Below are 23,135 nucleotides of genomic sequence, written 5' to 3'. Positions count from 1 at the left end.
CATTAACAAAATTCGGAGGTATGATACTATTTGTCATCCATTTTCCATTCCCTTTTTAGCTTTCTTAATGGTTCGATATCTCCGCGTACAATAGCATCAATATTTCCAGTTATTTTTTCAATATCAAAATGCCACCATTGAATTTGCAATAATTCTTGAATTATTTCATTTGAAAATCTCTCTTTTATTTTATTTGCAGGGTTTCCACCAACAATTGTATATGGTGCGACGTCTCTAGTCACAACAGATTTAGCTGCAATGATTGCACCATCCCCTATTTTTATTCCGGGCATAATTGTTGTATCCATACCAATCCAAACGTCATTTCCTATAACTGTATCACCTTTATAAGGTAAATCAGACAAACTAGGTGTATACTTCTCCCACCCATTTCCAAATATATTAAATGGATATGCCGAAAATCCATCCATCCGATGATTGGCTCCGTTCATAATAAAGTTAACTCCAGATGCAATACAACAAAACTTTCCAATAGTAAGGCGATCTCCAAGAAATTCATAATGATGTAATACTCGATCTTCAAATGTTTCTCCATCTTTCGCATCATAATAAGAATAGTCACCAACAAGTATATTAGGTTTTGTTATTATATTTTTTATAAATTGAACGTTTTGATTGCCTTCAATAGGGTATTTAACATTTGGATTAGGATTCATTTTGTATAGCACTTCCTTTACCACTTATTTCACTTTCTACCGCTATTACTGGCTTTAAATTGTATATAGGTAAAATAAACAATAATCCAATTATAAAAAGTAAAGCCGTCCCTTCATACATCATACTTAATGAAAACATCTCTTTTAATGAGCCAGCTATACTCATCGTTACTACCATTGAACCGGTAAAAAGCGGACTTAAAATACCATTTACACGACCTATAAAATCGGTATCGCTATTTTGAATAATAAGCGTATTAATACCAATTTGGATACAAGGAAGAGCTAAACCACTAAAAAGCTGCGCTGTAAGTGTCACCCATAAATTTGTAGAATATCCTATAATGCCAATACCAATTGCTTGACCAAGCATACCGATAATTAACATCTTTTGCGGAGCAACGTTTTTCGCAAATACCATTGCTAATGCTCCGCCAACAATCATTCCCGCACCATTTACTGTTAGTAGCCACTGTAAACTCTCTTTTGATAATCCTAACTGCTCAGTCACAATAAATATACCTAATGGCTGAATTAATCCTATACCTAGTCCTGCAGCCATAAAACAAAGCCCTAGCAAAGTTAATGCTTTTTTCTTTTTGACATACTTAATACCATCCTTCATCTCCTGCAACAGAGTGATACCTTTCTTTTCTACGTCGTTTTCAAGATCTTTCGGAAGGAATAACAATACAACTGCCGCAAGTAAAAACGAAATACCTGTTATGATGATTGAAATATAAATTCCAAAACTATGAAAGATAAATGTCCCTAGTATTGGTCCTAATACCATAAATATTGCAAATATCGTTTGATATATAGACATTGCTAATTGAATTTGTTCCGTTGATAAATGTTGTTTAAACAACTTCATTCCAGATGGTTGTGAAAACTGTGAAAGGATTGCAGAGATGAGTGTCACAAAAAACACAATTTTCCACGTTCCAAACATAAGCGTAATTAATACAGCGAATACTGAAATGGAACTTAACGTTTCACACCATATCATTGTCTTCTTTGGCTTCCACCTATCAGCAAAAGTACCGCCAATAAATGAAAAAATAAAAATTGGAGCGAATTCAGCAACTGAAATCATCGAAATAGCAAAAGCATCACCTTTTGTCATTTCCATTACATATAGTAATACCGCAAAGTTTCGAACCCATATTCCTATTTGTAAAAATAATGCTGATGCTAAAATCCCTTGAACAAACCGATTTTTTAATACTTGTGATACCCCATTGTTTTGTTTCGTTACTACATTTGTCGACATAAAAAAGCCTCCTATTTCATGTTCTGAACAGGAGGCAGCACAAATCATATAAAAAGACTATATATTCGCAGAGCGAAATACATCCCTTTTCTATAAATGTACAGACTAACCCTATTCAGAAGAATATTTCGTTTTTTAACGAAGATCTCTTACAAATAGAATTAGTTGATCATTGGGATGTTTTCACCCTTCCGTTTCGAATTTAAATAACACATACATACTCTATGTAAATCATTTTCGATGTATGCATGTCTCCTTTTAACTATTCTAGAAAGTTAAAGGCAATTCCTCTAAAGAACGCATTAAATAGTTACCTTGCCATTTAATTTCTTCACGATTCCCTTTTATTTGTAGTTCAGGCATTCGATTAAACAAAGTAGTAATAGCAATCTTTGCTTCTAACCTCGCAAGTGGAGCGCCTAAACAGAAATGGCTACCATGACCAAAGGCAATATGACGATTATTTTCCCGAGTAATATCGAATACTTCTGGGTTTTCAAATACAGTTTCATCACGATTTGCAGAAGCTAAGGCAATGACAACCATATCTCCTTTTTCGATTGTTCGGTCGTGAATTTGAAAAGGTTCCGCTGCCCATCTTGCAGTTGTAACCTCAACTGGAGAATAATAACGCAATCCTTCCTCAATAGCCGAATCAATTAGTTTTGGATTATCTTTTAATAACTGTAATTGATTTGGATTTTCAAGAAGTGCTAATACCGTATTTGTAATTAAATTCACTGTCGTCTCGTGTCCTGCTACAATTAATAGCATTATCATTGAATATAGTTCCCGAGCGCTAAGTTTATGCCCTTCACTCTCTGCAAGTATTAAAGCACTCACTAAGTCTTCTTTTGGCTCTTTTCGTTTAATATCAACTAAATATTGAAGATATGTAATAAACTCAGATAGTTGTTTTTCGGTCTCTTTTATTTCTTCAGGTGTTTCTGGTGTTGCAATAACAGCATGAGACCAAATTCTAAATTTCGCTTGATCTTCTTTTGGAATACCGAGCATCTCACTTATTACAATAATCGGTAATGGAAATGAATAATCATCCACAAGATTTAATGTACCTTTTCGCTCTATATCACTTATCAAATCATCTGCTATTCTCTCAATTCTTTTGTCTAATTGTGCAATCATCTTCGGTGTAAAAGCTTTTTGAACTAAAGATCGTAAACGACTGTGGTTAGGTGGATCTGAATTTAGCATATGCGTTGTTAAGTGGTCACTATTATCAACGGAAAGATACATGTTCTTTATATCTTGAGAAAACACATTTGTCCAATCTTTTTTTAAACGATTATCTTTTAAAAGTGGCAGAGCATCTTCATATCTAGTAATGAGCCATTCTTTACCGATTTCAACTTGGTTTACAAATAATATAGGTTGTTTTTTTCGCGATTCTTTATAAATTTCATACGCATCTTCTTTAAACTGAGCTGAAGCTAAATTAATGCCATCCTCTATGCTTAACCCAACTTTGTTTTTCATTGACATTGTATTCCCTCACTCTCATTTGTTTTTGAAAATCAACCCAACATATGCATTATACTCTAATAAAAACGTGAAAATTGTAAATTTTTAATCAAAATCTTACTTCGTATATTGAAAAATAAAAAAGTGAGAGAGTAAAATCGTTTCACTCTCCCACTTCTCTTTATGCGAAGCACATAAAATTACTAATTTGTTGATAGCGATAACTTACTTTACGACGACGACCACCTTGCCACGTGTAACCTGACACTCCATTTCTTCTCACTTCAGTCGGGAAGAACCATAAATCTCTTCCGAAAGGACCAGGACGATGTAAACGTAAATAGCCCCATCTTCCTAGACAGTTACACATCCATGATTTCATATTACCTGGTTGTGCTGGAGAAGCAAATGTAGACGGTAACGACGGCGCTTGTGACGGAGGTGGTGACGTTGGAGCATCTTCTGCATCATCTGGTCTGTAATCTTCTTGTTCAATATCTCTCACTTCATTTGTAGGTTCATACCCGTAGTCATGTGGATTATAATACATCGCTTGATCATATGGATAATTTTGTTGGTTATACATATTAACAAATCACCTTCTTTTCATTCATTACCTTTACCATTCATATGTGATATGCCCTCTCTGGGAAGCTTATGTATAGCCCAAATTCAACTTAAAAAGCTCGTATTATTAAAAATACGAGCCTTTCAAAAATAGAATGTGTTTATTATTTCCTTAACTTCACACTATAAAAACGCATTTCATCTAACGAACCTTCAAATTCAAATACTTCTTGTTTAATTAATTGTTTCAAGCGATATTCTAAGAAAGTATCTCCAACTAACTGTTCAACAAGACCAAGTGCTTCACCAATTACTCTAGGAGCTTTAAGGAACTCTCGATCAGCACCCACACTTTTCGCGCATTCAATTATAAATTGATCAAAATAATCTTCCTGTACAGAATGCACTTCATTTTCTTTCCAAACTCTTAAACATTCTATGCTTTCCGATAATCTATCCCACTCATTTTCAAACTTCATGCGCTTCTCTTCAGTTAAATAAGGTAGCTTTATAAAACTTTTTTGGAATAGAGCTAAACTTTCAGGTGGTAATTCTCCCGTTCCACGAATATCATACTCTTGTTTTAATATTTCTCTACTTGCTTCAGACGTATTAATAACTCGAATGTTTTTCTTATCCTTTAATTGTGCCATTACAAAACTTAGGCCTACATGTTCATGTGCATTATCAGCCTTCCAAATTGTAATAGGCGTTTCAACAGGAATAGTATGTAGTTCTTCTATAGTTGCTATAAATCTTGATAAATATTCTTCTTCAAAATAACTATCATAAGCAGTTAAGTTATTTATTAACCACTTCTGTCTTGCTAGTTGCCCCTCATTCGTATGCAACCTATATATCGGTCCAATTGAAAAGAATTCCGAAAAAGCAACAACACTCTCTTCAAATAATTCTTCTTGACTTAACATATATTTTAAGCAACCAGCCGTTGAATCATCAAAAGCAATATGTACGTGCGTACTTTCTTTTACATTCCTTTTATAAGTAGGATTACTCGTTAATTGTTTCGGAATATCCATCAAATTTTTAATTGTATCTTCACTGTAGTTTTCTTCTAATAAGTTTAACTGTATGAGAATACTTTGAAGTAAATCTTTAGCCTCATCTTCGTACATATCCTCTACAGCATTTTTAATTTTATCTATCACACAAATCCCTCTATTCATTTCAAAAATAACGTAGATTATAGTGTATCATTTTAGTATAGTTCTTTAAAGTCAAATCCAGATTGCTACAGCAATCTGGATTTTCAACAAAAGCTCTCCTTATATTTTTGAATTGCTAAATATTTTACTTTGAAAATCTTTGTATCTAAATGTATAATTATATAAAAACAAAAATATAGGAGCTATATTTATGGAGAAAGTACTTACTAATTATAAACATTACTTAAAAAATTGGAGATTTATATTTATTTGCATACTACCTGCTATTGCCTTATTCGTTACTTTCTATGTCATCTTCGAACTACTGTTTCATCAAAATTTCTACTTATCTAACTTAATTTCTGCTATCATATTATTTTTAATATTTATTAACGTTAAAGATAAATTTAACATTAAAGGCTAAAGAACACTATTTCAAAATAGCCCTTTATTATTGCATCCTACTATAAAATAAGACTCGTAGTAGATTTTCATAAAAAATAAGAGCACCCTGCAATTGGATGCTCTTATGTGATTAGAGGTTTTTTCTGAGTATTAAGTAGGACACGAAGATTTTGTCCTACTATATAATATATGCTTGTACTTATTATTTCGTGCATGTATTAAGAACCATGTTCAGGTACTTAATATATGCATAGTCATTGCTATAAAATCTACTCAAATATTTACTGTACGATTATCATATTTATAAATTAAAAAACATCCCTAATGGATGTTTTTTATCTAACATTTTAAGCTTCCATAAACTTAGCCGGTACACCAATTTTTTCAACTACAGAAGATATATTAGTAGGATTAATCATTACATTTTCAATACATACTAATTTATTTTCTAATATCCCATTCTCTGTAGTAATAAGTTCTTTAAACCGATCTAAAGTCATTGAGAATTTATGTTCACTTCCACCATTCATACTAACTTTTACATACTTCATAGTGTCACCGCCTTTCATAATAATTTACATTTCGACAAGAAGGCGCTTACATCCTTTTTATTTACTCTTAGATTTCTTACGTTTACATATATGTTGAGAAAAGAAACTACTATTATTCACTCACAAAATTATCGCTAATAGGAAAGATAAAGATAAAAATGCACAAAGTGGAATATATAAACCGGTATCCATTCTTGCAAAGTGCGTATCTTTTTGTCGTTTAAAGATACCAAAATAGTTAAACTCACCAATCACTCTAATAGAAAAGACAATCATACAAATCCAGGAACCGACTTGAATAATAACATTAGGAACTGCAAAATGAACAATATTTGCTTGTTGCAACAAAATTATTGCTGCCATACTTAATAATAATGCAATGAACAATGTCATTCGGGCGCGAGGTGTAAACACCTTTTCCCCTGATTTAGTTGGAATAACACTATTTGTCCCCCAATTACCTCCGAAAGCCCAATATACATGTAAAAAGCTAACTAAGAATAATATGCAAGCAGATATATATGTAATGATAAGCATTTTATCCTCCCCTTATTTTAGTTCCTATCTATAAAATATGCTATTCCCCTCCGCAATAGCAACCTTCATTTCATTACATAAAAAAACCGTAATGATTTATCAATATTAAGATAAGTCATTACGGGGTTATTAAACTTCATTATGCATTATACCTATTTCTTCGGCGTTCCATCCTTGTTTGACCTTGAACTGCATTTTCTTTGTATGGATCTATTTTCTCTGTCATTTCATATGTTGCAACTGGTTCTTCGTACTTATATTCATGGATTTTTTCTGGCATTTTACTTTTAGATTCTTTCCCACCAAACTTAAATAGTTTCATCTTTAATTTCGGTAATCTTGGAAGACGAATCTTAAATGATAATCTTTTGCGTTTCTTTTTTGGTCCAAGTAGATTTATATTTTCTTTATTATTATCTTTCTCTTTGCGGTGAATGAACATCGCAAGTAATCCTCCTATTACAAGTCCTCCAATTAATAGTAATATATATACATAATGGCTTGTCATTAAACTCGTTATGCGTTCAAGTATGACTAACGACTGTACTTCTTTTATATCCCATAGTAAAGCGGCCCATAATGAGAATAAGCCCAAAGTAAGTCCATATGTACGAAAACGGAATAAACATGGAATTAACGCGACACATGCAGCAATTTTCGCATTTGCTATGATTGAGCTTGTTGAAATATCTTGATGCCAAATAACTAACAGTAATGTTATAAATGGCGCATACGCTATCCAACTGCATATACGTGAATACATCTTTTTAGCAAAATAACTACCGAAACTAGTAAAAAATAAAAGCCCTCCAATATATATAGATTGTTCTAGAGGGATTTGCTTTGTAAGTCCTGCAATTGGAAAGAGGCCGCTCAGTAGCATTAAGAGCACATCTAATTTCTTCACAATTCCCCATTCCTTTCAAATTTTTTCAATTAATAAAAATCGTTTTTCCATATGAAATAGTTTTTGTATTTCTAAAAAACATATTAATCCTGTCTGCACATAAAGTAAATATGTAAACGAAAAGATACTTGACAAAGGATATCCTTATTTACATGAAAAAATGACAAATCCTGATCGATATAACGAGCAGGATTTGTTTACTAGTATTTAAAGTAGAATAATTGAATCTTTCTTTTCTACTTTTACTACATCTACATCCAATTCATCATCAAATTCTTTAAACTCTCTTGCATCTATGTCAGTAATATAACTCTTTATTACCTTTTCCATATGCATGGAATATGTCATGTGTACATTCTTTTTCGAAAGCATACTAGAATTACAGCACATGTAATGTATCATTTTAGCGATATAATCCCTTTCTACAGGTTTTACACCTAATGGTAGAATTTCAAGTATATATCGCTGAAAAATCCCACTACAATTAAGTGAATATTCACCAGTGCTATAATACATCCCTTTTTGATCTGCATATAAGCCAATGCTATCTAGAGCATCATCACATTCTATTACACCGTAACTTGGTACATCAAAACCTGTATTTATTCTAATAATATTTAAATTTGGAACCTTTAACACCTCTGGAACAATATCAGGTAAAATATCTGTATTAATTTCTTTATTTTGTAACTTTTTTATCCAATACCTTCTCAAATTTGCATCTACAATGAAGTAAACTTGTTCATTTTGTTCTTTTGCATATTTTACAATTTCCATTAATGTTTCGGAAACATATTGTTTAAAAAGAGCTCCCATATCATTTCTCTTTGATGGTTGTGGTAAAAATGCATTATGTTTATTTATATTTAATAATACGTAATCAATCGTTTGCCATTCTGTATTCCCATATAATTTATATAAAATTTCTTTTCCTTTTATTTTTGAAAGAATAGGTAAGAAATCAAATTTCGATATTCGTTCAATTGATAAATTAACATATATACAAGGTAAATTTATCTTATTCCAACTACGCTTCAAAAATCCTTTTTGCTCTAATAAACTAAAAACACTATTTACAATTGTTTTACGCGATACACTTTGGCCTATAAATAAATTAATAAATGTTGAAATACGGTTTGCTCGTGCAAATCCCTCTCTAATGATTTGTTTTGGATCAATTTTTTCTCGTCCATCACAATTTTTCAATGCGATTAATGCTAATGTCGCATCACTGCGCTCGCCCGCGGTAGCATAGACAGCTTTCGTAACATCATCTACAAGATTTGTTTTATATTTTTGGCAATATTGCATTTTATATGGATTTTGTAACACCTTTTCAATATTGTATCTCACAATCTTTAATAACACTGGAAAATCTGTATTCAATACATAAGAATTTTCACCAACTTTAGTCAAAACAATTTGACTCTCAAGTAATGCTTGTTCTATTTCCAGCACTATATTTTCAGACCAAACTTCTAATGTTAATGTCTCTAATCCTTTTGGTGCAAATAAAGGAAATAATTCATTTTTGTTATTTGTTGCTATCTTTTTACATTCTGGAAGTATTGTGAAATAAGAGAATTTACGCTGAAATTCTTTAAATAAATACTCTCTTTCCTTTACTTTTATACCCGGTTCTATTTTAGTACCTTGAACTTTATAAATTCTCTCATTGTATGGAAATAACACCCTTTTATTTTCCCCTACAATATAATCTTTCGGATATTGGAGAATATGGTCTAAATCCACCTCTCCCCCTATTTGAAAATCATCTTTTAAATTTCTAAATATTTTAATCCATTTCATACCGGTTGTAGCTTGTTGTATTTTTAGTTTTACAAACCGTATTTTTTTATTATTTGCCGCAAACTCTGAGGTAGAAATCAATATCATGCCTCGTTTCCGTCTTAAAAGTAAAGGAATATCTGGATGATTATATTCTTGATAAAATCTCCGAATCCCTATTGAAATATTTAATAATGGAGCGTTCTCACCACCACGGGTTATACATTGGAATCGATATACATAGGAGAAAAAATCTTGTGTTTTTTCATCTTTTATCGGCTCTGACATCGCCTCACAAATATTTTGTGATCTAAGAGGAGAAAAATAGATTTCTTCTTCATTTGTATTTTCTAAATATATAGGACGCTCACAAAAAATATGTGAGATTAAAGCGGGTACCCACTTAGAATACGTTTCATTATCATGTAGTACTGGCAAATTAGAAATCAAATCGGATTGCCATTCATATTTTGGTGGTTCTACTAATCTATTTGGCTTCCAATCATGAATAATCTCATACCAACTTTGAAAAATATAATCGAGTTGCTCTTGTTTAATCGGTTCTTTTGATACAATCCATGGTATATTTTCATTTAATACGTACGGATTATGCTGAATAAACAATATATCCGAAAACATATCATATAATCTTTCATTCAAACGTTTCAACTTACTCGTTAATAAAAACGTCTTATAATGTATCTCTACGATGTCCAGCCATTCAATAGGAAAGTATATAAATGATACCTCTTCATTTAAAAGGGGTTCTACTATATTTTCAAATGTTAGCAGCCTTAATTTTTTCATAAAATGATTCCTTCCTTTCTTCAGTTGTCTTGATTATCAAAAAGCTAGAACAATAGTTACTTAATCTAATCCATTTAAATCAAGTATTTAAAAGAAAAGTAAAAACTATTTATCTGAATAAAACATTATCAAATCGACTCTTTTAACAATTAAAAGTAATTATCATATACAGCACCTCATTATATTTATATTTTAATACATTTAAATTATACAATTTATATAATGTATTGTACTTATCATTTACAAAAAATTTACAAAAAACTAAAAAAGAACACCTTAAATCGGCGCTCTCTTTACAAATATTAAGCGTTATGTAATTGAACATATAGATAACAGTAATCCTCCAAATGAAATTGTTCCTAGTAAACCTACTACAAATCCTGTTAAACAAATACAATCAGCAAGACAAATAGAAGACTGCGATAATGGAACGAATGACCTACTTGTACCCGAACCATATTGTTTTATCTTCTCATAATTCATATCTAACATTAAATGTAGACATGTTACACCATCCTCAATAGTATGTACAGATTCTTTTTCTAATCGCTCCAATAATTTACTATCAAAAGCAACTGCTAGAGGGTACTGCTTATCCGATTTCATATTTTGATAAATTAGTTGCAAACGAGATAATATATTATTTTTCTTCTTTTCAGATGTTACTGTACATTTCATATTATTAAATTCATTTAATAACAGTGATAATTCATCTCTTTTTCCGTATAAATCTTTAGCTATTTTTCTCTTTAGTTTATACGAATGGAAAATAGATTTTAGTTCAACCATATTCATACACTTCCTAATTACATAGTATTTACCCTATTATTTTGTAGATAAACAGTACTTTTTAATCTTATTTAAAATACACTTAAGCAACTTATTTTACTATCGATTAACATTACATTAACCTTACACGGTTGTAATAAAATCATTAGCTAGAAGGAAGCAATGCCCAAACTAGACAGATATTTAATGATAAAACCATAAGAAAAAAACAATGATTAGATTTTAAATCTAGTCATTGCTTTATCCATCACATCTTGATTACATCTATATATCTTATTGTTACTCTTTCACTTGAATGATTGAATATATCCATGAATAATGGCTATATTCTTTGTCGGCACGTACATATAACTAATGTTTTTTAATTGATAAAGTGAAACTTTAATCAGCTCTCACCAATCGGGCTTTTATGGGCAGTCCGCCACCTAACTTCTCTTTGCTCTCGCTGAATTTTTTTGGGGATGTTACTGCCCGCAACTAGCAAGATAGATGTTATCAATATTCATACGTTACAATAGTACCGGTAGTATCAGTAAAACCATCAAAACAGTTAGAGCAACCACCACAGCCGCCACAACCGCCACAGCCTCCGCAACCAAAACAACCGAAGCAACCAATACAACGGAAGCCACCACAACGGAAGCCGCCACAACGACCTCCACCACAACCGCCACAACGACCACAACCGCCACAGCGACGAGCAGCATCTTCAATATAGTAATATGGATATTGGTTTTGCTGGTCCCAATAGACAATATTTCCAGACCGGTAATCATTAAGGCTTAACGCTTGTAGTTCTTGTTGAAACTGATTCATTTTCATAACCTCCGTTTATAAAATACAACCTCATCGATACTTCCCTATATTCCTGTTCGTTACATCTAAGTAGAAATAGCGCTATAAACTAAGTTCAATACGTACACCAACAAAGTATGACTTATCACTAGATGATGCACCTTGTTCATATACCTATTTTTACTATGGGCTCATTTTTATAAAGTGAAAATTTAATCAGTGGGGTTTTGTTCATCCCCTACCTAACTTCTTTGCTTCCGCTGAATTTTGAGGTGGGGGGCTTACTGTCCGGCAAATAGCGAGATAAATAAAAATTAAAAAATATGAATTCTAGCGTCATATCTTCATACTTACTAAGTTCAATTAATTTCTCAATAATTATGATCCATATCCTATATATTTCCGTCTGCTGCTTAGATTTTTCTGTACTGTAAGTGGCTTTCGCTATAACACCTCCAAGTGACCAGTTTTTATGACGGTTAAGAAATTCCAACAAAAAAAGCCCTAATTAGGGCTTTTCATTCTATTTCTCCAGCAAAGCTCTCTATGAAATTGTTAATTAAAAAAGACACACTTAGATTGATGCGTCTTTTTGTGATGCCTCTTTTGTGAAATCATATAAAGCAATTGCGCCTAAAAGAACAAGTATACCTTGAGGAACATCTAGCAAAATAGTTTTCCAAATTTCTGGAATTACCCATTTAATATCTGCTGCTGTTTCAAGATATGTTTGGAAATAGCTGATTGTAAAATTAATTATCCCTAAAAATACAAACAACGATAAACCAAATCGAATTAATTTCTTATTTGTAAACATATAACACCTCTCAAAATTCATTGGATATTCCTGCTTTTGCTTCTTTACATTTCCATATCTCTATATCTAATTTTAACACATAAAGAACTCAAAAAAATACGATATGCATATTTGCATATCGCATTAACAACACTCCATGATAATTTAGAAATTCCTGCAAAGAAAAAACAACTCCGTTACAGCTAACAGCTCGGGTTTCTTTTCTTATTTAACTTCATACCACCAACATTTACGTTCTTTGATTGTAAAATAAATGTGACAGAAGTTTATCCAGTTAATGCGTAGACAAGTAAATGAGCCAAATTATCGATATTCTATTTCGCCATATCCGTAGCACTAATGACTTTACGCAAATTTGACAAGAAAAAATATATAGCTAGGTATGATCCATACCTAGCTATAACATTACTTCTATTCTTTATCCAATTACGTCTTTTACGTCTGTATCCACTGGCCACTTTTCTAATGTATAAGCCATTTCCCAAAATGAATATTCATATTGACTGCTAATAATAAAATGCTGTTTCATACGCTTGCGGTCTGTCTCTGTTACTTTTTCAGCGATAGTATCTAAACGTGTAATTTGCTCTTCAACTAGCGTACGGAACCAATCAGATCCATAAGCAGAAATCCATTCGTTATAAATTTGCTCTTCCGGCTGGCACTCTTTTAAGCGTTCGCCAATTTCATAATACAACCAATAGCAAGGTAAAATTGCTGCAATGATATCGCCTAAATGTCCTTCGTACGCAGCACGATACATATGTGAAGTATATGCGTATGCAGTTGGAGCAGGGATAAAATTATCTTTTTCTTCTTTTGTTATCCCTAATTTCTTCGCAAAATTCTCATGTAATGATAATTCCGCCTCATATGTATTTTGGGCATGGTGTGCCATACGAGCTGTCGTTTCTAATTCAAGAGCTTTTGCAGCTCCTAATGTTTGTACTCTAGCAAAATGACTCAAATAATATGAATCTTGAAGAACATAATAGCGAAAACTAGCTAAATCTAACGTTCCTTCACCAAGTTTTTTTACAAAAGGATGGTTAAAACTCGCTTCCCAAATTGAATCTACTTCTTTACGTAACGATTGTGAAAAAGTCATTTAAATCCCTCCAATAATGTATAAAATATAAGTATTTATCCACAATTATTAAAGCTGTAAAATAAAAAAACTTTCTTTACAGGCGTAAAGAAAGTGAAATCGACAGTATTTATTTACTCATTAAATAGCAACGTCTTTCCCACTTCCCTACGCTGGCATTAACCAGATCAGGTACTAAGAGTCTCAAAATCACATTTGATCTCAGCCTATAAAAGGCCCCCCTAGTGGATAAATATTTTGTTTTTATAATGTATTCATCATAGCATACTTCGTGAAACTGTCAAAAAATTAGTTATATAATTCCCTTAAAACCCTTCTTCTTTTCTAACTTTTAATGATGTTTCAATAATCATATCTAATAGTTCGCTATAACTAATTCCCGCCGCTTCTGCACTTTTTGGCAATAAACTTGATTGTGTCATCCCTGGTAATGTATTAATTTCCATTACATATGGAATTCCGTCCTTCACCATCATATCAACTCTTGCATAAACACTACATTTTAATGCTTTATAACAAGCAAGTGACGCTTTATTTACACGTTCATTAATTTCTGCTGGAAGTTCGATAACTTCCTCAACTGTACTAGTATCATCATATTTTGCATTGTAGTCAAAGAACTCGGCTGCATGTCGAATTGAAACTATAGGTAACTGTTTTCCATCCAGAATTGAACATGTAATTTCATCACCTTTTATATACTTCTCAATTACTACTTCAGAATCCCATTCGAATACAGTTTCTAGCATTGAGATCAATTCATTTTTATTATAAACGATTTTCACTCCGACACTCGATCCGCCAGAGTTTGGTTTTACTACTAATGGAAATCCTAACTTATCTAACTCATCAAGATTTAGATCCTCCATTTTTGTAAGTTCAATCCAATCTGGTGTTTCTACACCTTCATAACGTAAAATCTTTTTCGAAATATTTTTATCCATACATATACTGCTAGATAACATATTACTTCCGCTATAAGGAATCCCTAAACTCTCCAGTGTTCCTTGAACTGTCCCATCTTCTCCGTATTTTCCGTGTAATGCGAGCAACGCAAAATCAATGTCTTTCGCTTTTTCAATTAAATCCACTTTTTCATTTAATGTAATTGGAACTATTTCATACTTATTTTTATCTAAATGAGCAATCATTTCATTCCCCGTCATAATTGAAACTTGTTTTTCAGACGATACCCCGCCCATAATAACACCGATTTTCATTTTCTCAACTCCAAATTTCATTTTTTAATGTATCACCAATTATTTTAATTCCCCGAACTATTTCTTCTTCTTTCAAGCGCGAAAACCCTAATCGGAAAGTGTTCGCTCCTTCTCCATCAGAGTAAAAAACATCTCCAGGTGAAAACGTAACGCCTTTCTCATAACACTTTTGTAAAAGTGTGCGGGCATTCATATGCTCTTCTAGTTCTATAAATAAATGAAGTCCACCATCTCCAGTCATTCTTTTGAAATGAATGTACTGGTTACATGCCCCGACAGCTAACTCATATTTTTTCTTATAAACAGATCTTGCCTTTTTTAAATATTTCTCAAAATATCCCTCATGTAAATATTGAAACAGAACAGCTTGATCTAGCGTAGATGTGTGAATCGTTCTTGCTCTTTTTACGCTTTCTAAATAATGAATCAGCTCTTTATCTGCAATAATCCAGCCTACACGTAAACCAGGGAAAAGTACCTTTGAAAAGCTACTAATATAAATCACATTATTGCCAGCTCCCGCAAAAGTTAATAATGGAGCTAAATGTGAACCTGAATAACGTAATTCTTCATTAAATCCGTCCTCTATAATAGGAACGTTGTATTTTGAGAATAACCTCATCAATTCCGTTCTTTTCTCTGAACTCGTAACAATACCGGTTGGATTATGATAAGAAGGAATTAAATAAGCAAAATCAAAATCTTTTTCACGCAAACTTTTTTCAACTTCATTCGTATCAATACCATCCTCATGCATATCAATCCCATGAACTTCAAGTCCATGTAAACGGAAAAGCTTAAGTGCAGCGTGGTGAGTTGGATTCTCACAAATGACACGACCGGATTTTTTTGATAAAGAAGAGAGTACAATATCCAATCCTTCTGTAAATCCATTTGTAATTAGAATATCTTTATTCGAAATGTCTACACCTTTCATTTCCATGTAATGAAGTAAATAATTCATTAACGGTCTATATCCCTTTGCATATCCGTAGTTCAATACGATGTCTCCTTCAATGGACATACGAGTAAGAAAAGCTCTTTTGAAATTTTCAACATCAAATAGCTTCTCATCTGGGGCTATACTATTAAAAACAATCATTCCCTTTTCCCAACGAACACCATGTTTCATTAAATCTAATTCATCCGCTAATGCGGTCACTGTATTAAGTTTATTTTTCCAATCTATTTCAACAGATGAAGTGTTAGATATATCCACCTTCGCAACAAAGTTCCCTTTTCCTTTAACTGCATAAATGAGTCCTTCTTGCTCTAAATCTGCATAAGCAGCGAGTACAGTGTTTCTACTCACACTTAGTAATTCACTTAGTTCCCTTGTTGATGGGATTTTTTGATCCCCGAGCAAATGCCCTTTCATAATCATCTTCTTCAAATAATCTTTCAATTGAATATAAACAGGACGATCTTTAACAACTTTAAAATCCTTAAACAATTCCTTACCCCCTGCAATCATTTTTGCATATTTATTTCATTCTCAAAAGGTCCACGACATATGTATTTTTTATAAAGGGCGGTACGGTCTTACAAATCTTTTCGATATAAGTTAATTACATCTTTTAAAGCTGCAGCTGCAGCGCCTCGTGGATTAGAAGCCCCACCAATTGTAGTAACTTGTCCCATCGTATCTGTAAAGAACGTAATTCCTTTTTCGGTCCCATTTACTTTTGCTAACGGATGATCTTTCTCTATTTCGCACGGTTCAACATTTAAATTCACATTGCCACCCTCATCCTTATATGTTGATGCTATTAATTTAATAATTTTATGTTGTTCCTTAGCATTTCTAATTTGCTGTTTTGTAACGTGCTCGATTCCTTTTATATGTATATCAGTAAGTGTTTTCTCTGTTTCCATTAAGCTGTTTGTCAAAAGTAACAATTTACACGCACTATCTGAACCACTTATATCTAATATAGGGTTTGTCTCAGCAATTCCTTTATCTTGTGCTTCTTTCAATGCTTCTTCAAATGTCATATCTTCCTCATACATTTTCGTAAGAATATAATTAGTTGTTCCATTTAATATTCCTTCTATTTTTTCAATACTGCAACCGGCTAAACTAAATTGTCCGATATCTAGGGTCGGTAATGCAGCGGCTGTTGCACCGCTATATCGAATTCGTACATTTGCGCCTCTTGCTGCTTCATTTATTTCTCTCCAGTTTGTAACGAGCGCCCCTTTAGAAATTGCTACTATATCCATCTGTTTCTCAATCGCTTGTTTCATATATTGTTTCCCTGGATTTCCATCTTTAAGATTTGTAACTGTTGATTCTACCAATACAGTACCACTTATGCTAGTTGTTGCACGTTCCTTCGGATGATACTCTAAATATTTTTCAATTGCAGCGGTACCGCCACCATACATCAATAAATGATGAAGTGATAAGCCGTCTTCATTATGTATTGCAATATTTCTCCCTAATACGCCACTTACAACTAATTGAATCCCATATGTTTCATATATATATGAATATTTTTCATTTAATAATTTTATAAACTCTCTGCCTACTGTTCCGTATCCTGATAATACAACTTGAATTTTCATAATATCCCCCCATATTTTTCTACCAAATCCCTCTTTCAATATAATATAAAGCGCTCTCGAATTCCATCGAGAGCGCTTTATTATTACCTATTTCGGTAAACGTGATAGCTTTTCAGCAATTGTTCTATAAAACTCTTGAATGCTAGAAAAACCTAATGAGTCTGAAACACTTAATCCTACCATATCGAGATGATCCCAATTCGCTTTCGTTTCGATATGATTCCATTTTCCAATCTGTAATGACCCATTATTATTTACAGCAACATTAGAAGATGGTGCAATCATAGAATTCGTATTTACTACACCATCATTTTGCCACCAAGAAGTATCAACTAACGGACGGTTTTCTTCATATCTCGCATAAGAACCTAAGAAAAATGCATTCCCCATCAACACTTTATTCATCGTAATATGCGGTAAATGTAAACCTGTTATAGGTGCTGCTTGTGATGCATGTCCACTATAGGATAAATAATACACATCTGGTTGCGTCTTTACCCAATTATTTAACTCCTTTGCACCATCTGTACTTAAATCCCATTGACTTATATCTTTTGTATTTTTCCAAAGTGAACTATTTAGAATACGATTACTATATTGGAAAAAGGACTCTCCAGCATTTTTCTTTATACCCCATTGATCCAATTTAAAATCATATAATGATAAATTATTGTTTCCTCCAAAGCTTGCAGCTGCAATGAGTAAATCTTTAACGAACGGCAGTAGAAGACTACCATCCGCAAGTGTTGTACCGTTGTGAGGGGTTGCTAATGTTGTAACACTATGAACATATGATTTTCCGCCTTCAAATAGTGGTGATATTTTGATGTCTGGGTGATTTTTCACATAATTCTTTTCTTCAAAACTGCCTTCTTTTAATAGCTGTACTAATGTTCTAATCGTTTGTCCACCCATGCTATGTCCAACTAAATGAACTTTATTTGTTTCACTCCAATTCGGCGCAAAACCACTATAAGTTCTGCCAAAACGATTATGTCCATGTTTCTCAGCATGTACGGCACCATAGTCTACTGTCCCACCGCTAATTTGTGCATACAATTCACATGCACGATCCCAGTTACTAGAAACAGGTCCAACAGCTGCGGTATGTACCGTATAACCATTGCGTTTCAAATCTTCCTGTATATCATGAACACCACCCCAATATTTTACGCCAAGCATTTCTTCTCTACCCCATCCAGCAAATCCATTCACCAATATGATTGGATAATTATTTTGTTGCCTCTCTTCAGCGTATGATATTTTCGCTGCGAATGAACATACGGTCACTAATGCGAAAAAACATATTTTTAAAAATAACTTCCCCATACTTTCTCCCCCTAATAAAACGTTTACATTTTTCTTTTTAAAAAAATTAACAGAATACTTTAACAACTTAAACATAATGTAAAGTATTTTATATACGTTGTATATATAGAAAACATATACAAATGTTGATAAATATTAATTCAAGTAAATATTTACTTTTTACAATACAACTTGTAAATCTGTTTATTTGAATTTATAATTAGATATAGTTGCCTCATGTTAAAAAGATTTAAAAACCATAAGAAAACTAATCTCATTGCTTGAAAAGGAGGAAAAAGCATGCAAATCGGATCAAATATTCATACATTATCTCAACCTACTAAAATAACTCCATCTACTCTTGAGCATAATACTATCTCTTCTACTAAACTTGAAAGTAAGAAAATAAATGATCCTATCAAGTTTGATATTCGTTCATCTGAAAAAGAAATGAAACAGCCTGAGCATAAATTTAATGAATTAGATTTATGGAAGATGTTAAAGGATAAAGGTGTTCCTTTATGGATTATACTTGAAATGCTACAAAAGGCTCGTAAAGAAAAAGAAGCACAAAATAATTCAGTTCAAAATTCAAATGCGATTGAAGAAACGAGTGAGACTCGATTAAATGAAGTAATGTAAAGCATAATAATTGATTTGTCTATAAACTAAAAAGAGTTCGAAGCTGATGAAATTTTTATCAACTTCGAACTCTTTTTTAAGGTTTTTCGCCAATCGTTACAAAGTGAAAAGATACTTCTCCTTCCAAACCTTTAATTAACTTTTTTACTTTGACATTTTCATTAACCAATGTATTATCTGTCGACATTTTAGGTTTTTCGTCACCTAGTGATTTTTTCAAATGAAGAAGATGCATTTTCATTTCATTTGCCTTTATTTCTTTATAAACACTATTTTTTGCTACAATCATATACCATTCCGTTGAATATTTACGATTGTTACCTATCCAAGCATCACTATCGTATGTAACAGGAATCTCTTCCTCTCCTATTTTAATACTTTTCATAGTCTTATTGTCTTCACTTGTAAATAATAGCGCCCCTTCTTTGGGGAATTTCGGTAACGTATCTATAATATAATTGGAGCCATTATCTTGTTTTCGAAAAAGTTTTTCTTTAATCAATGCTTGTGCTGTAGATTCATTTAAAATTAAGACATTTCCATTTCCAACTTCCCCTTTTTTCACAGAAAACACTTCATTTTCTTCCGTAATTTCCTGATAACGATTAATAATTGGTGAAATATTATTTTCATCTCCAATAATTAATACACCGTTTGCAGGAAATGGATTTTCCTTTTTAGAACATGCACTAAAACTTATTAATAATAGTATCGTTAACATAAAAATAGTTAAAGTTCTTTTCATCTCGTTTCCTTTCATCATACAGTTCATTTTTCTACATACTTTATTGTAGTCTTACAAGCTAATAAATTCTATTGCTCCATAACCTTATAAAGCTTTTGCAGATAACGCCAACGGGTTATAAAGAAATATAAAACTTGTATACATATAAATGAAATTAAAATAACGATAGAGCTATTTATGATAGAAAAATCGACTAATTGCTGTAATGCTATATAAGCGACTACAGTATGAATCACTGCAACGACAATTGGTAAAAAGAACATTAATAATAACTGTCTCGTTACAACTTTTTTTAACTCACCTTTACTTAATCCCATTTTCGAAATCATTTTATATTGCTGCTGATCGCGATCCAAATCTGTATATAATCGGAAATAAATAAAACTAGCAGCGAATGTAAAGAAGACGATTCCGACTAAAATACTTACCATAAGTAATAAACCATTCTTTTGCTTTGCTTCCAACAAGTTTAATGTTAAAGCTTCAAAGTAGAAATCTCTGTCCCTAAGATCTTTATCGAATATACTCTTTAATTGATTGGAAATCTCTTTCGTTTTTATCCAATCATCTACAACAAATCCGTAAGTACGATATGGAATTTCTTTATTAACTGGGTCACTAGTAAGAGGCATTCCATCATATACCTGATCTTGAACAGCGATATAAATAGTTCTAGAATCGTGTGGTAAAACTAAATTTTCTACAGCTTTTTTCACATAAAATGTCTTTGTCCAGTCACCTTGAATGACTTCTATATTCTTTTTATACTCGCCATTTTTAAATTCTTGTTTTTGTGATACGACTCCAGGAATTAATAAAATTTCATCTTCTTTTTCAATTTTTTCTTGTTGATAGCCTAGTGCTTTAGCAAGATCGTTGTATTCACTTAACTTCATTACATTTACGCCATTTTCTGTGTATATATATGAAGATGAAGCCATTCGATACGGAATATTAGCATCAGAAAGGTGCTTTTTTATAATAGAAAGATTTTTATTCAATACTTTGTCATTTTCAAGACTTCCATACAAAAATGTATAGGGATTTGTCATCCTTACTAAATCCCTATTTCCAATTGCGGCTGTTGTACCAATTGCTGTAAATGCAACTGCTGAAACAATAGATACTATAAAAAACATCGTTGCATTATCTTTCATACGGTAAATTAATTCAGAAAATGTTAATATATTTGTTCTCTTTAAAAAGAAAGATTCTCTCCTTTTAGCAAGGCGCAATATATACACGCTACACTGTGTATATAAAAAGTACGTTCCTATAATTACTAGGAGCACACCTATTCCAAGCGTAATAAAATTGGTACTTGGTATGAAGCGAAATACTGAAAAATATCCATACCCTATACTAATTAAAGAAAGTAGCGATAATAAAACTGAAGATTTCGGTTCAGGTTTTGGCTTTTCCTCTGCTCGAATAAGTTCCACAAGTTCCGTTACTTTTATCATTTTAAATGTAAATAATGAAACAATTAAAAACAAGAAAAGAAATGTGATAACAGTTAATAATACAGCCCGCACTGGTATATAAAAAGGTAAACCATTATTAATCATTAATACACTTGCACTTATCAATAAGACTAGTTTAGAAAATATGAGTCCAATGAAAATCCCTATACAAATTGAACCAAGTCCAATCAACATATTTTCAATTAATAATAATTTCTTAAGCTGTCTCATTGACATACCTTGCATCATTAAAATACCAAATTCTTTCTTACGCGTTTTTAAAAACGAACTAACTGAATATAAAATGAAGAAAAATGAAAATACAAAAATCAATCCTTGCGAAACTGAAAATCCCAATGTACCAAATGCACTTATTGTTGCACTTGTCGATTTCAACTCACCTTGTAAATCAGGATGAAATAATAAAAGAGCATACGTAAAGAAAATCATAATAGAAAATGCACTACTTAAAAAATGGGCAGCATATGTACGCTTATTGCGAAAAATATTATTAAATGCGAACTGACGAAAAGTCATGCCTTTTCCCTCCTAACAAAGAAAGGACATCCATAATCTTTTGATAAAAAGTTTGCCTACTTTCACCACAATAAATTTCGTTATATAGTTGACCATCTTTAATAAAGATTACTCGGCTGCAAAAGCTCGCTGCATACGGATCATGTGTAACTAACATCATCGTTGCTTTTTCTTCTTTATTTAGAGTATCCAGCATCTCCATTACATCATTTGAAGATTTAGAGTCCAAGTTCCCTGTTGGTTCATCTGCAAGTAATAATTGCGGCTTATGAACAATTGCACGAGCGATTGCTGTTCTTTGAGCTTGTCCCCCTGATATTTCAAACGTTCTTTTATTCAATATATCTGTAATATTTAACTTCTCTGCAATCTCTTCCAATCGCTTGTTCATTTCTTGCACGGAAACACCATCTAAAGTCATCGGCAATACGATGTTTTCTTTTACAGTAAGTGTGCTAAGAAGATTAAATGATTGAAAAACAAATCCTAATTGTTTTCTGCGGAATAACGCTAATTCTTCTGATGATAATTGAAAAGGATTTGTGCCATTAATAAATATTTCTCCCGATGATGGAGAATCAATAGTAGATACCATATTCAATAACGTTGTTTTTCCGCTACCTGATGGACCCATAATTCCTACAAATTCACCTTCTTGAATTGATAAATCAATATCTACTAATGCTTTATAAGGTACTTTCCCTTTATATACTTTACTAATACTTTTAGCCTGTAAAATTTCCATGTATATTCTCCCTTCATTTCCACTGCTCACTATAGAGTGTAAATGAATTATCTTACAGCTCATATTGATTCATCTTTCATTTACCTTACACGCTTGTAAGATTTCTAAAAAAACTGACAACATAATTATTTCAAACTAAAATTAACGCATAACTATCTTATAATAATTGTATAGTAGTAGGAAATATAATGTATAATAAATCTTTATTATATAAATGAGAAAAGACCGATTGCTATCG

At 32.2% G+C, this 23,135-nt stretch carries 22 protein-coding genes, 1 pseudogene and 1 riboswitch; of the genes and pseudogenes, 2 read left to right on the top strand and 21 right to left on the bottom strand.

The features are described from left to right. Positions 1-26 precede the first annotated feature (26 nt). From BHV55_RS13000 to BHV55_RS12980, 5 genes are all read right to left on the bottom strand, one after another. The gene (locus BHV55_RS13000; RefSeq protein ID WP_048567664.1) at positions 27-677 is read right to left on the bottom strand and encodes a Vat family streptogramin A O-acetyltransferase; all 651 of its coding nucleotides are present in this window, start codon (positions 675-677) and stop codon (positions 27-29) included. Then, entirely contained in the window at positions 667-1,950 is a 1,284-nt protein-coding gene (locus BHV55_RS12995; protein WP_048567665.1) for an MFS transporter, read from the bottom strand. The genes BHV55_RS13000 and BHV55_RS12995 overlap by 11 nt, the downstream gene beginning before the upstream one ends. A 267-nt stretch (positions 1,951-2,217) precedes the next feature. After that, complete coding sequence (locus BHV55_RS12990; RefSeq protein ID WP_048567666.1) at positions 2,218-3,453, bottom strand: cytochrome P450 family protein; 1,236 nt, start codon at positions 3,451-3,453, stop codon at positions 2,218-2,220. A 160-nt stretch (positions 3,454-3,613) separates the two neighbouring features. After that, complete coding sequence (locus BHV55_RS12985; RefSeq protein ID WP_000282680.1) at positions 3,614-4,018, bottom strand: hypothetical protein; 405 nt, start codon at positions 4,016-4,018, stop codon at positions 3,614-3,616. A gap of 145 nt (positions 4,019-4,163) precedes the next feature. Next, positions 4,164-5,168 carry a DUF1835 domain-containing protein gene (locus BHV55_RS12980; protein WP_000565689.1) on the bottom strand — a complete coding sequence of 335 codons (1,005 nt, stop codon included), beginning with the start codon at positions 5,166-5,168 and terminating at the stop codon, positions 4,164-4,166. A 208-nt stretch (positions 5,169-5,376) separates the two neighbouring features. Between BHV55_RS12980 and BHV55_RS12975 the strand changes: the two genes are divergently transcribed. Continuing rightward, complete coding sequence (locus BHV55_RS12975; RefSeq protein ID WP_000416828.1) at positions 5,377-5,589, top strand: hypothetical protein; 213 nt, start codon at positions 5,377-5,379, stop codon at positions 5,587-5,589. 328 nt (positions 5,590-5,917) lie between these two features. Here the strand turns inward: BHV55_RS12975 and BHV55_RS12970 are convergent, their stop codons facing one another. The 13 genes and pseudogenes from BHV55_RS12970 to BHV55_RS12910 form a co-directional block, all read right to left on the bottom strand. Continuing rightward, complete coding sequence (locus BHV55_RS12970) at positions 5,918-6,121, bottom strand: hypothetical protein (RefSeq protein WP_000878372.1); 204 nt, start codon at positions 6,119-6,121, stop codon at positions 5,918-5,920. 120 nt (positions 6,122-6,241) lie between these two features. Further along, on the bottom strand, positions 6,242-6,658 hold the full coding sequence (locus tag BHV55_RS12965; protein WP_048567667.1) for a DUF3995 domain-containing protein: 417 nt from the start codon (positions 6,656-6,658) through the stop codon (positions 6,242-6,244). Between the two features lie 139 nt (positions 6,659-6,797). Next, a complete protein-coding gene (locus BHV55_RS12960; protein WP_000732183.1) occupies positions 6,798-7,565 on the bottom strand; it encodes a DUF3959 family protein in 768 nt (255 codons plus the stop codon). Positions 7,566-7,772: 207 nt separating this feature from the next. Next, positions 7,773-10,160 carry an RNaseH domain-containing protein gene (locus BHV55_RS12955; RefSeq protein WP_063245450.1) on the bottom strand — a complete coding sequence of 796 codons (2,388 nt, stop codon included), beginning with the start codon at positions 10,158-10,160 and terminating at the stop codon, positions 7,773-7,775. Positions 10,161-10,469: 309 nt separating this feature from the next. Beyond that, the gene (locus BHV55_RS12950; RefSeq protein ID WP_002063155.1) at positions 10,470-10,955 is read right to left on the bottom strand and encodes a hypothetical protein; all 486 of its coding nucleotides are present in this window, start codon (positions 10,953-10,955) and stop codon (positions 10,470-10,472) included. A gap of 209 nt (positions 10,956-11,164) precedes the next feature. Further along, positions 11,165-11,299 (bottom strand): annotated as a pseudogene (locus BHV55_RS12945) (site-specific integrase); the annotation flags it as partial. 145 nt (positions 11,300-11,444) lie between these two features. Beyond that, positions 11,445-11,765 (bottom strand): heterocycloanthracin/sonorensin family bacteriocin, encoded by a 321-nt coding sequence (locus BHV55_RS12940; RefSeq protein WP_001071364.1) that lies wholly within the window; start codon positions 11,763-11,765, stop codon positions 11,445-11,447. Positions 11,766-12,318: 553 nt separating this feature from the next. After that, entirely contained in the window at positions 12,319-12,582 is a 264-nt protein-coding gene (locus BHV55_RS12935; RefSeq protein ID WP_002082716.1) for a DUF3937 domain-containing protein, read from the bottom strand. Between the two features lie 397 nt (positions 12,583-12,979). Next, positions 12,980-13,669, bottom strand: coding sequence for a thiaminase II (tenA, locus tag BHV55_RS12930; protein ID WP_000144514.1), 690 nt, complete (start codon positions 13,667-13,669; stop codon positions 12,980-12,982). 127 nt (positions 13,670-13,796) lie between these two features. After that, a riboswitch (TPP riboswitch) is annotated at positions 13,797-13,902 on the bottom strand. Between the two features lie 72 nt (positions 13,903-13,974). Continuing rightward, the gene (locus BHV55_RS12925) at positions 13,975-14,889 is read right to left on the bottom strand and encodes a D-alanine--D-alanine ligase (RefSeq protein ID WP_002063153.1); all 915 of its coding nucleotides are present in this window, start codon (positions 14,887-14,889) and stop codon (positions 13,975-13,977) included. Positions 14,890-14,893: 4 nt separating this feature from the next. Continuing rightward, on the bottom strand, positions 14,894-16,342 hold the full coding sequence (pdxR, locus tag BHV55_RS12920; protein ID WP_000471610.1) for a MocR-like pyridoxine biosynthesis transcription factor PdxR: 1,449 nt from the start codon (positions 16,340-16,342) through the stop codon (positions 14,894-14,896). Between the two features lie 89 nt (positions 16,343-16,431). After that, positions 16,432-17,457 carry a homoserine dehydrogenase gene (locus tag BHV55_RS12915; protein WP_000701762.1) on the bottom strand — a complete coding sequence of 342 codons (1,026 nt, stop codon included), beginning with the start codon at positions 17,455-17,457 and terminating at the stop codon, positions 16,432-16,434. An 87-nt stretch (positions 17,458-17,544) separates the two neighbouring features. Beyond that, positions 17,545-18,786, bottom strand: coding sequence for an esterase/lipase family protein (locus tag BHV55_RS12910; RefSeq protein ID WP_065704076.1), 1,242 nt, complete (start codon positions 18,784-18,786; stop codon positions 17,545-17,547). Between the two features lie 279 nt (positions 18,787-19,065). On the opposite strand from BHV55_RS12910, the gene BHV55_RS12905 reads away from it, so the two are divergent. Next, positions 19,066-19,407, top strand: a complete 342-nt coding sequence (locus tag BHV55_RS12905) for a DUF3914 domain-containing protein (RefSeq protein ID WP_001165515.1) — start codon at positions 19,066-19,068, stop codon at positions 19,405-19,407. 76 nt (positions 19,408-19,483) lie between these two features. Here BHV55_RS12905 and BHV55_RS12900 read toward each other — a convergent pair whose 3' ends face one another. From BHV55_RS12900 to BHV55_RS12890, 3 genes are read right to left on the bottom strand one after another with little or no spacing between them, the layout of a single operon-like run. Next, positions 19,484-20,170 carry a lipoprotein BA_5634 family protein gene (locus BHV55_RS12900; RefSeq protein ID WP_000975419.1) on the bottom strand — a complete coding sequence of 229 codons (687 nt, stop codon included), beginning with the start codon at positions 20,168-20,170 and terminating at the stop codon, positions 19,484-19,486. A gap of 50 nt (positions 20,171-20,220) precedes the next feature. Continuing rightward, positions 20,221-22,152 carry an ABC transporter permease gene (locus BHV55_RS12895; RefSeq protein ID WP_070758172.1) on the bottom strand — a complete coding sequence of 644 codons (1,932 nt, stop codon included), beginning with the start codon at positions 22,150-22,152 and terminating at the stop codon, positions 20,221-20,223. Next, positions 22,127-22,897, bottom strand: coding sequence for an ABC transporter ATP-binding protein (locus BHV55_RS12890; RefSeq protein ID WP_000404440.1), 771 nt, complete (start codon positions 22,895-22,897; stop codon positions 22,127-22,129). The genes BHV55_RS12895 and BHV55_RS12890 overlap by 26 nt, the downstream gene beginning before the upstream one ends. Positions 22,898-23,135 lie beyond the last annotated feature (238 nt).

The sequence above is a fragment of the Bacillus sp. RZ2MS9 genome (genome assembly GCF_001816185.2).
Lineage (GTDB): Bacteria > Bacillota > Bacilli > Bacillales > Bacillaceae_G > Bacillus_A > Bacillus_A cereus.
Note: the sequence above shows the minus strand (reverse complement) of the source record. Positions and strands in the feature narration are given on the sequence as shown.

Excerpts from the sequence above, each read along its gene's own strand:
- tenA (WP_000144514.1), bottom strand. The coding sequence starts at position 13,669 with ATGACTTTTTCACAATCGTTACGTAAAGAAGTAGATTCAATTTGGGAA.
- BHV55_RS12910 (WP_065704076.1), bottom strand. The coding sequence starts at position 18,786 with ATGGGGAAGTTATTTTTAAAAATATGTTTTTTCGCATTAGTGACCGTA.
- BHV55_RS12950 (WP_002063155.1), bottom strand. The coding sequence starts at position 10,955 with ATGAATATGGTTGAACTAAAATCTATTTTCCATTCGTATAAACTAAAG.
- BHV55_RS12895 (WP_070758172.1), bottom strand. The coding sequence starts at position 22,152 with ATGACTTTTCGTCAGTTCGCATTTAATAATATTTTTCGCAATAAGCGT.
- BHV55_RS13000 (WP_048567664.1), bottom strand. The coding sequence starts at position 677 with ATGAATCCTAATCCAAATGTTAAATACCCTATTGAAGGCAATCAAAAC.
- BHV55_RS12970 (WP_000878372.1), bottom strand. The coding sequence starts at position 6,121 with ATGAAGTATGTAAAAGTTAGTATGAATGGTGGAAGTGAACATAAATTC.
- BHV55_RS12975 (WP_000416828.1), top strand. The coding sequence starts at position 5,377 with ATGGAGAAAGTACTTACTAATTATAAACATTACTTAAAAAATTGGAGA.
- BHV55_RS12915 (WP_000701762.1), bottom strand. The coding sequence starts at position 17,457 with ATGAAAATTCAAGTTGTATTATCAGGATACGGAACAGTAGGCAGAGAG.
- BHV55_RS12905 (WP_001165515.1), top strand. The coding sequence starts at position 19,066 with ATGCAAATCGGATCAAATATTCATACATTATCTCAACCTACTAAAATA.
- BHV55_RS12935 (WP_002082716.1), bottom strand. The coding sequence starts at position 12,582 with ATGAATTTTGAGAGGTGTTATATGTTTACAAATAAGAAATTAATTCGA.
- BHV55_RS12890 (WP_000404440.1), bottom strand. The coding sequence starts at position 22,897 with ATGGAAATTTTACAGGCTAAAAGTATTAGTAAAGTATATAAAGGGAAA.
- BHV55_RS12925 (WP_002063153.1), bottom strand. The coding sequence starts at position 14,889 with ATGAAAATCGGTGTTATTATGGGCGGGGTATCGTCTGAAAAACAAGTT.
- BHV55_RS12955 (WP_063245450.1), bottom strand. The coding sequence starts at position 10,160 with ATGAAAAAATTAAGGCTGCTAACATTTGAAAATATAGTAGAACCCCTT.
- BHV55_RS12985 (WP_000282680.1), bottom strand. The coding sequence starts at position 4,018 with ATGTATAACCAACAAAATTATCCATATGATCAAGCGATGTATTATAAT.
- BHV55_RS12995 (WP_048567665.1), bottom strand. The coding sequence starts at position 1,950 with ATGTCGACAAATGTAGTAACGAAACAAAACAATGGGGTATCACAAGTA.
- BHV55_RS12940 (WP_001071364.1), bottom strand. The coding sequence starts at position 11,765 with ATGAATCAGTTTCAACAAGAACTACAAGCGTTAAGCCTTAATGATTAC.
- BHV55_RS12990 (WP_048567666.1), bottom strand. The coding sequence starts at position 3,453 with ATGTCAATGAAAAACAAAGTTGGGTTAAGCATAGAGGATGGCATTAAT.
- BHV55_RS12900 (WP_000975419.1), bottom strand. The coding sequence starts at position 20,170 with ATGATGAAAGGAAACGAGATGAAAAGAACTTTAACTATTTTTATGTTA.
- BHV55_RS12965 (WP_048567667.1), bottom strand. The coding sequence starts at position 6,658 with ATGCTTATCATTACATATATATCTGCTTGCATATTATTCTTAGTTAGC.